Origin of the sequence: Nonomuraea maheshkhaliensis, from assembly GCF_039529435.1 — a bacterium.
GTDB lineage: Bacteria > Actinomycetota > Actinomycetes > Streptosporangiales > Streptosporangiaceae > Nonomuraea > Nonomuraea maheshkhaliensis.
In genome coordinates this window covers 92,986-101,408 of the sequence record NZ_BAAAMU010000030.1, presented here as the reverse complement: position 1 = coordinate 101,408, position 8,423 = coordinate 92,986, and the positions used below count along the sequence as shown (strand labels likewise).

At 72.1% G+C, this 8,423-nt stretch carries 8 protein-coding genes; 4 read left to right on the top strand and 4 right to left on the bottom strand.

Translation table 11 applies throughout. The features are described from left to right. A partial coding sequence (locus ABFX54_RS21815; protein ID WP_346107470.1) for a hypothetical protein occupies positions 1-499 on the top strand: 499 nt, incomplete at its 5' end. A 286-nt stretch (positions 500-785) separates the two neighbouring features. Here the strand turns inward: ABFX54_RS21815 and ABFX54_RS21810 are convergent. Then, the gene (locus ABFX54_RS21810) at positions 786-1,889 is read right to left on the bottom strand and encodes a phosphoglycerate dehydrogenase (RefSeq protein WP_346107468.1); all 1,104 of its coding nucleotides are present in this window, start codon (positions 1,887-1,889) and stop codon (positions 786-788) included. A gap of 37 nt (positions 1,890-1,926) precedes the next feature. Further along, entirely contained in the window at positions 1,927-2,832 is a 906-nt protein-coding gene (locus ABFX54_RS21805) for a LysR family transcriptional regulator (protein ID WP_346107467.1), read from the bottom strand. Positions 2,833-3,058: 226 nt separating this feature from the next. On the opposite strand from ABFX54_RS21805, the gene ABFX54_RS21800 reads away from it, so the two are divergent. Both ABFX54_RS21800 and ABFX54_RS21795 read left to right on the top strand, forming a co-directional pair. Next, on the top strand, positions 3,059-3,379 hold the full coding sequence (locus ABFX54_RS21800) for a hypothetical protein (protein ID WP_346107465.1): 321 nt from the start codon (positions 3,059-3,061) through the stop codon (positions 3,377-3,379). 13 nt (positions 3,380-3,392) lie between these two features. Beyond that, positions 3,393-4,058: a fumarylacetoacetate hydrolase family protein gene (locus tag ABFX54_RS21795; protein WP_346107482.1), complete on the top strand. Its 666-nt coding sequence runs from the start codon at positions 3,393-3,395 to the stop codon at positions 4,056-4,058. Between the two features lie 95 nt (positions 4,059-4,153). Here ABFX54_RS21795 and ABFX54_RS21790 read toward each other — a convergent pair whose 3' ends face one another. After that, the gene (locus tag ABFX54_RS21790) at positions 4,154-6,037 is read right to left on the bottom strand and encodes a S8 family serine peptidase (RefSeq protein WP_346107464.1); all 1,884 of its coding nucleotides are present in this window, start codon (positions 6,035-6,037) and stop codon (positions 4,154-4,156) included. A gap of 1 nt (position 6,038) precedes the next feature. Here ABFX54_RS21790 and ABFX54_RS21785 point away from each other — a divergent pair, with 1 nt between their 5' ends. Then, positions 6,039-6,215, top strand: a complete 177-nt coding sequence (locus ABFX54_RS21785) for a hypothetical protein (protein ID WP_346107462.1) — start codon at positions 6,039-6,041, stop codon at positions 6,213-6,215. 234 nt (positions 6,216-6,449) lie between these two features. On the opposite strand, the gene ABFX54_RS21780 is transcribed toward ABFX54_RS21785, so the two are convergent. Continuing rightward, a complete protein-coding gene (locus tag ABFX54_RS21780; protein WP_346107460.1) occupies positions 6,450-8,060 on the bottom strand; it encodes a phospholipase A2 in 1,611 nt (536 codons plus the stop codon). Positions 8,061-8,423: the final 363 nt, after the last annotated feature.

Here is an 8,423-nt window from a genome sequence, read left to right as displayed (position 1 = left end):
CCCGGCCGGGGTGCGGGCGGGGCCGGCGGCCCTCGCCGCCGCGCCGCCGCCGGAGCCGGCCGCGGCACTCCCCTCGGAGGCTCTCGCCGAGCGGGCCACGGCGCGGCTGGCCGCCCACGAGGGGTGGCTGCTGGTCCTGGACAGCGTCACCCACCCCTCCGACGTGACGCCGCTGCCGGCCCGTACGCTGACCGGGCGGGTGCTGATCACCAGCCGGCTCGGCCAGGGCCGGCACCGGCTCGGCGCCTACCTGGACCTGCTCACCGCGTACCCGGCCGAGACGCTGGACCAGCCCGCCGAGAGCGGCGACGCCCGGCGCACCATCGCCCGCGTCTGGCACGTCACCTCGACCGGCTCGCCGGCGTGCCGCTCGCGGTGGACCTGCTGCGCGTCCTGGCCTGGTACGCGCCGGAGCGCATCCCCCGCACCGTGCTCGACGGCCTGGCCGAGCCGCCGCGGCTGCAGCGCGCGCTGGGCGCCCTGGCCGCGTACAACATGATCACCCTGGACGGGCCGGGCATCGTCGTGCACCGCCCGGTCCAGGCCATCGCCCGCACCCCCGGCCCGGCCGACCCGCACCGCCAGGCCGGCGACATCGAAACGGCCCGTGCGTACGCCGTCGCGCCGCTGGACCTGGCCCGCCCCGCCGAGCACGACGTACCCGCCGAGATTGCCCTGCCAGCTCATGGCACCGTTTCCCCGCGTTTGAATACCGGCATGCGGCCGGCCCGCCACCCGCAGTCGATTCCTTCCGTTTTTTGGCCGGGCGAGCGCGCGCGAGGACGTCAGTGCGTACGACCGGCGGAGCCGTCCAGCCGCACGCGGAACCGGTGCACCGAGGGGTCGTTGACGCGGTGCGCGGGCCGGCCGGCGAGGGCGTTGACGAGCTCGATCGCGCCCTCCCGCCCGGCGGCTTCGCGGGCCTCCACCGTCTGGCCGGCCATGTGCGAGTACACCGTGATGCCCTCGACGCCGCGCAGCACGCTGCCGGCCGGCAGCGGCTCGACCTCGCACACGTCGAGGGCGGCCCCGGCGATCACCCCGTCACGGACGGCCGCGGCCAGGGCGTTCTCGTCCACGATCGCGCCGCGCGCGGTGTTGACCAGCAGCGCGGTCGGCTTCATCAGGCTCAGCGCCCTGGCGTCGATCAGGTGGCGGGTGGCGGGGGTCAGGGCGGTGTGGACGGAGACGACGTCCGAGCGGGACAGCAGGGTGTCGAGGTCGACGAACTCCACGTCGGCGGCAGGCGAGCCGGGGCCGGACGCGACGGCGGGCGAGCCGGGGCCGGGCGGGATGGCGGCGGGCGCGATGGCGGTGCGGCAGAGCACGGTCATCCCGAACGCGCGGGCCAGCGGCACCACGGCGCGGGCCGCCGCGCCGAACCCGATCAGGCCGAGGGTCGAGCCCCGCAACTCGTGCCCGTCCGTACGGGGCCAGCCGCCCCCGGCGACACCCGCGGCCAGCTCGACCAGGCGCCGCGACGCCGCCAGGACCGCGCCCATGGTGAACTCGGCGACGGCGTTCGCGTTGATCCCCGGCAGGTTGCTGACCAGGATCCCCAGCTCGGAGGCGGCGGCGACGTCAACGGAGTCGTACCCCACACCTGACCGCACCACGGCCTTCAGGGCCGGCGCCGCGGCGAGGACGTCGGCCGTCATGGGCTCGTTGGCGATGAGCGCGCCCTCGACACCGTCGAGCAGCCGGACCAGCTCGTCGCGGTCGCGGCGCCCCCGCAGCGGCGCGTGCACCGTCTCGTGACCGTGCTCCTTCAGGTACACGTCGACCGGGTCGCCGGGCTGGAGGTAGTCGGTGGTGATGAGGATGAGGGACATCGGCCGAGCGCTCACTTCTCCGTCGGGTGGTACGCGCAGCACCGTAACGGCGCTCACCCCGGCGGGATAACCCCCGCCGGCGAAAGGTGACCTTTCACGCCGAGGCCAGCCGCTCGGGCAGCCGCTCGCCCAGGAAGTCCAGCACCGCCGTCACCCGGGCGGGGACATGGTCGGTGTGGGCGTGCAGCGCGTACACGTCGGCGGGCGGCGTGGGCACGTCCGCCAGCACCTGGACGAGCCGCCCGTCCTTCAGCAAGGGGGCCACCTGCCAGGTGGAACGCATGATGAGCCCGCGGCCCTCCAGCGCCCATCCGGTCACCACGTCGCCGTCGTCGCTGGACAGCGTGCCGGCGACCCGGACCCGGAACTCGTCCGCGCCCGCGCCGAAGCGCCACAGCGCGTAGTCGCCCTGGTTCTCGCGGAGCAGGATGCAGTTGTGGCCGGCCAGCTCGTGCGGCGTTCCCGGCTCGCCGTGCTCACGGACGTAGGCGGGTGACGCGCACACCACGCGCCGGTTCTCCGCGAGCCGCCGCATCCGCAGGGTCGAGTCGTGCAGCGGGCCCACGTGGATCGCCACGTCGAAGTCGCGCCGGTGCGGGCTGACCGGAAGGGGCGTCGTGGTGAGCTGGATGCCGAGCTGCGGATGCCGCGCGCCGAACTCACCGAGCAGCGGGCCGACGTGCGCCCGTCCGATGCCGAGCGACGACTCCACGACGAGCGTCCCGCGCAGGTCGCCCGAGCCGCCGGAGATCTCCTCCTCCAGCCGCTGCACGTCGGTGAGGATCGGGCCGATGCCCTTCGCGAGCGCGGCTCCCTCGGAGGTGAGCACCAGTCTGCGGGTGCCACGCCGGACGAGACGCACGCCGAGGCGCTGCTCCATCGCCGCGAGCCGCTTGCTCACCACGGGAAGGGAGCACCCCAGCCCGCGGGCGGCCGCCGTCAGCGTCTCGCTCGCGGCCACGACCGTGAAGAACCTCAGGTCGTCGACAGACTCCGGCACGGCCCCGACCTCCGCCACGCGTCTTTCCTGGCGCGAAAGCCTACCGTCCCCCTCGGCCCCCTTCGGCTGCCGAAAGGCCCACCTGGCATCGTCGCGTCCGCGCGTGAGTCCCCCGATCAGAGGACGAGGGTCCCCGGCTCGTGTGATGAGCCGCCCATTCGCCCCGACCTAGCCTGTGACCAGGGGAAAGGCCGACGGGGTCCGTCAAGGCTGGAAGGAAGCGGACATGCTGGCTGCGCTGGGCTTCGGGTCCATCTGCCTGTTCACGGTCTTAGTGATGACCAAGAGGATCTCGGCGGTCGCCGGTCTCGTCCTCATCCCCACGGTGTTCGGCCTGCCGGCCCTGGCCGTGATCGCGTTCTCGCTCGCCGTCACGATCAACTGGCCGAGCCTGCGCGTGCAGAACGAGAAGCTGAAGCCGCACGCCGGGACCGTCGTCATGGTGATCTCGCTCATCCTCGCGGCCGGCGCCTTCTCCGGCGTGCTCAACGAGAGCGGGATGGTCAAGGCGATGTCGGACGCCCTCGTCGCCCACCTGCCGCGCTGAGCCCGAGTTCGCGCTGACCGACGTCACCCTGCTGCCGCCGGTCACCCGGCCGGAGAAGATCCTCTGCGTCGGGCTGAACTACCGCTCGCACCCGCAGGAGAGCGGATTCGAGGTGCCGGACTATCCGGCGGTGTTCGCCAGGCTCGCCGACGGCCTCGTCGCGCACGGCGCCCCGCTGGTCCGGCCGAACGCGTCCGCGCTGCTCGACTACGAACGCGAGCTCGCCGTGGTGATCGGCAAGGGCGGCCGCCACATCGCCCGGCACGACGCGCTCGGCCACGTCGCCGGCTACTCCCTCTTCAACGACGGCTCGGTCCGGGATCTCCAGACGAAGTCGCGGCAGCGGACGATGGGCAAGGCGTTCGACGCCACCGGCGCGTTCGGGCCGGAGCTGGTGACGCCCGACGAGCTGCCCGACGGCTGCCGTGGCCTGCGCATCAGGACCATCCTGAACGGCGAGGTCATGCAGGACGCCGGCACCGAGGACATGATCTCCGGGGTGGCCGAGCTGATCGCCGTCCAGTCCGAGGCGATGACCCTGGCGCCGGGCGACGTCATCGTCACCGGCACCCCCGACGGCATCGACGCCTTCCGCGACCCCCAGGTCTGGCTGCGGTCGAAGGAGCGGATGGCCGCGTACAGGTACCCGCGCGTCTTCGAGATCGCCGACGCGCTGTAGCTGACGGCCACCGGCAAGATCCTCAAGCGCGAGCTGACGTAGGCCGGACGCCCCGGTCGCCGGGTCGGCGGCCGGGGCATCGGTGGGTTGGCGGGTCAGAACTTGAGCCACCAGCTCCTGAGGGTTCCGACGTCGCCGGCGGTGACGTCCTTGACGCGTAGCTTCCAGGTGCCGTTGGCCGGGAACTGTCTCGCGTCCACCCAGAAGGTCTTCGAGATCCCGTCCCCGTCGTCGGTGGGATCCGGCAGCAGCAGCTTGGAGACCGAGCCGTTCGGGGCGACCAGGTCGATCTGCAGGTCGCCGCACCAGGTGTGATCGATGTCCACGCCGATCGTCACGTCGTCGTAGGCGTTGCCGGGGAACCACCCGGTGACCGTGATGGGCGCCTCCACGACGCCGCTGTCGGGGATGGCGTACTCGTCGGTGTTCTCGTAGAAGGGGATGTCCATGGACCAGGAGCTGATGGTGCCGGTGTCGCCCTTGTAGGCGTCGGTGGCGCGCAGCTTCCACGTCCCGTTCACCGTCGTCAGCTTGCTGGCGTTCACCCGGTAGACCTCCGACAGCGACGTGGCGTCACTGGGGGAGGGGTTCTGCAGGTTGTAGATCGTGCCGTTCGGGGCGACCAGCTCGATCTTCAGGTCGCCGACCCAGGTGTGCACGACGTAGACCCAGATGTGCAGGTACACGGGTCCTGAGCCCTTGATGCCGGTCACCGGGAGCGGCGAGTCCACCTTGCCCGGATCCGGGATCTTGTACTTGTTGGAGTTGATGAAGAAGCGCGACCACTGGCCCTTGGGGTCCTCCGGGTCGGGCTCCTCCGGGGTGCTGCCGAGGGCGGCGGCGTCCAGTTGCAGCCGGGGGGTGACGGCGGAGCCGTTCGTGATGGGCCGGCCCGTGCTCTTCATCAGCGTGAGGAGCTCGTCGACGCTCTTGGCCGGAAACTTCTGGCGGAGTACGGCGAACGCCCCGGTGACGTGCGGGGCGGCCATCGAGGTGCCGTTCATGCTCGCCCACTTGGCGCCGGGCACTGAGGAGACGATCCCGGTGCCGGGGGCCATCAGGTCGAGCAGCGCGCCACGGTTGCTGAAGGTGGAGACGCCGTCCTCGTCGGTGGTGCTGCCCACGGTGATGGCGGAGGAGACGCAGGCGGGAGCGGCGACGGCGTCGTTGTAGCCGTCGTTCCCCGCGGCGATCACGGTGGCCACGCCCTCGGCCAGCAGGTCCTCGATGACAGGACCGCGCAGGTCGGTCTCCCCGCAGTCCGCGGTGTAGCGGCCGGAGCCGAGGCTCAGGTTGGCGGCCACGAGCGGGACGCCGGACTCCTTGAGCTCCAGGACCTTCTCCAGCCCCGAGAGCTGGGCGCTGGTGAAGCTGAGCACGCACGGAGAGGCGCCCGTGCCGCAGAACTCGTCGGTGCCGAACCTGCTGAACACCTGGATCGCGACCACGTTCGCGCCGGGGGCCACGCCGGCCGGCGGTGCTCCGCTGACGTTCGCGCCGTTCCCGGCGGCGATGCCCGCCACGTGCGTGCCGTGGGCGCAGTTGAGCGGGGCGACCGCGCAGGGGCCCTGGTCGGTGTCGGCCGCTCCGGTGCCCTCCTGCTCGTCCTCGCCGCTCGGGCACAGGCTGGAGGCGCCGTACTCGGCGTCGGACGGCGAGAAACAGGCCTCGGCCACGACCCGGCCGGTCAGGAACGGGTGGGTGCGGGCCACCCCGGTGTCCAGCACCGCGACCGCGGTGCCGGCGCCGGTCAGGCCCTCGGTCCTGGTCTTGTCACCGCCGATCAGGGGAACGCTCTGAGCGAGCACCGGGGGGACGGGGACGTCCTCGGTGACGCTCACCACGCCGGTCTGCAACTGCAGCCGGTTCAGGCCGGCCGCGTCCACCCGCAGGGTGACCACCGGATAGCGGGAGAACGTGCGCAGCGGCGTGCCGGCGGCGGTCGCGGCGGGAAGGTCGCTCCGGGACTTGGTGACCACGTTGACGCGGATCTTGCGGCCGTCGTCCGTCTTCGAGGGCAGGGCGGGATCGATGACCGGACGCTCCGCGTTCGAGGTGACAGTGCGGGCGGGTTTCGGCGGCAGGGTCGCCGGCGCCGGATTCGGGGCCGGGCTGACCGGCGCCGGGCTCGGCGCCGCGGTCGCCGGCGCCACCTGAGCGCCCAGGAGTGTCGTGACAGCTAACGCCAAAACGAGGGGCAGCGATCTTTTCATGGCAGGGAGTCGCCTCTTCCAGCGAGATCTGTGGCGCTGAGTGGTTCGTGGGTCGCGGGCCTGCGGTGGGGCCGCCGGTGCCCTGCTCGCGGTTCGTGGCGCGACCGGATGGCGGCCGATGCCGCCATCCGGTCGGAGGAGGGCCACCGAGCAGGTCAGGGGTGGCGGGTCAGCGGAGTCAGGGGTTGCCGAACTTCTTGACGGCCTTGTGGTAGACGACCGCCCATGCCCGGCAGTCGGGGCGTACCAGGATGAAGTAGCCGCCACACACCTTGTCGCGCAGGGTGATGTAGAAGCGGTTGTCCACGTCGAGCTTCTTCGAGCGCGTGTTGTCGAGGTAGTACTTGTACTTCTTCTTCTTGTTGGCCATCAGGCCGTAGCCGTAGTCGTGGGAGTCACAGGCCGGGCGGAAGTCGAAGTTGTGCGGCTTGTCGGGCGACTTCGTGCAGTGGTCGTAGGTGATGCCCCTGACCTTGAAGCCGTTGGCGGTGCGCTTCCAGGCCGGCTTGCGGAACTTGCCGCCGTGGAAGGCCCAGGCCGAGCAGCCCTTGGTCGTGTACCACATCCATTCCTTGGCCGTGTTGCACTTGCGCGGGTAGGACTGCGGCGGGTCCACGCCGTCCGGCAGGAAGTCGCTGGCCGGCGGCTCGGTCGCGTCGGGGTCGTCGAGCCCGGCCGCGCCCTCGGTCTCCCCGCCGTTCTCCGGCATGTCGGGGTCGGTGGCGGTCACCGCGGGAGCGGCGGCGCCGGCCGGGAAGGTGAGCTGCCAGCCGCCGTTGCTCGAGGACTGGATCGTCGACAGACGGCCCGTCGGGTCGTAGTCGTAGGTCGCCTGGACGGTGCCCTCGCTCGGGTCGGCCATACCGCGCAGCAGGCCGTTCGGGTCGTAGGCGTAGGTGGCCTCGGTCAGCGGCGCCTCGGTCCCGTACGCCACCGAGATCGACTTGAGCCGGCCGGCGAAGTCGCCGAAGGTGTCACCCGCCGCCGTGGTGGCCGCGGCGTAGGTGAACCTGGTGACGGTCTCCGGGGTGCCGGCGCCGGCCGGCTCCCCGACGGTGCTGACGCGGCCCTGGGCGTCGTACGTGATCGTGGACGAGCCGAAGGCGGCGGTGCCCACGCTGGTCACCCGCCAGGGGTCGGCGCTCGGCGCCCCGGCCGGCCGGGCCCAGGTGTACTTGAGCTGGAGAGCTCCCTGGCCGATGGGGGCGCCGTCGGCGTCGGCGAAGGCGTCGTCGTCCGCCTCGACGGGGCCGGGATCCGTCTTCAGCGTCTCGGTCGTCGTGGTGCGCATGACGCCGAGGTTCGCGTCCCACTTGGTGAGCTGCGTGATCGTGGATCCGTTGCCGGCCTCGTAGGTACGGATGCTGCCTCCGTCCGGGCTGGAGACGTCGCTGGCCAGCGGATACTGGGTCTGCGTCCCCTCCTCCAGATCGGTGACGACGATCAGGCCGTTCTGGACCTCCAGCTTGCGGTTGATCGCCCCACCGGCGAACTCGGCCTGCCAGCCCGGACCGAACACGCCCAGCTCGGGCCGGGTGGCCGGGGCCGACTGCGGCCGGGCCAGATCGCCGCCGGTCAGCGCCACGCCGTGCTTGCGGCTGACCGAGCCCGCCGAGACGTCCAGCTCGGTGAGCTTGAAGGTCTTCGTATCGGCGGAGTACAGGCCGGGACCGATCTCCTGGACGTCGGCCAGCGGCGGCTCGTCCAGCGCGGCGGCGGCGACGGACGGTGAGACGGAGAAGGGGACGAGCATCGCCGCGAGGGCGACGGGCAGTGCTAATCGGCGCACGTGGTTCCTCCTGTTTACGGAGAGTGGTTGTCGAACCCGGACCATCCGATTCGGAGGATGGGAGCCCGTCATGACGCCCGGCTGACGGCAGGCTGACGTTCCGGCGTGCCACCTCCAGGGCCGGCCGCCTCCCGCCGCCGTGCACCCGAGCGGGCCGGCCACAGGAAACACCTGGCCGGGGGCCTGATCCGGCCGGCTCGCCGGCGGCGGCCTGCGCCACATTCGCGCCACATCGCCCGGCCCGCGTCACCTCTCCGCCCGCGGGGCGGGACGGCGCGCGGCGAGGGTACGTCAGCGGAGTTCGATCCGCGTCTCTTCTCACGGATCTTGATCGAGCTGATAATGATCGCGACGATTCCCGTG

What these genes read in the sequence shown, in the direction of transcription:
- ABFX54_RS21800 (WP_346107465.1), top strand. Translation starts at nt 3,059, where the DNA reads ATGCTGGCTGCGCTGGGCTTCGGGTCCATCTGCCTGTTCACGGTCTTA.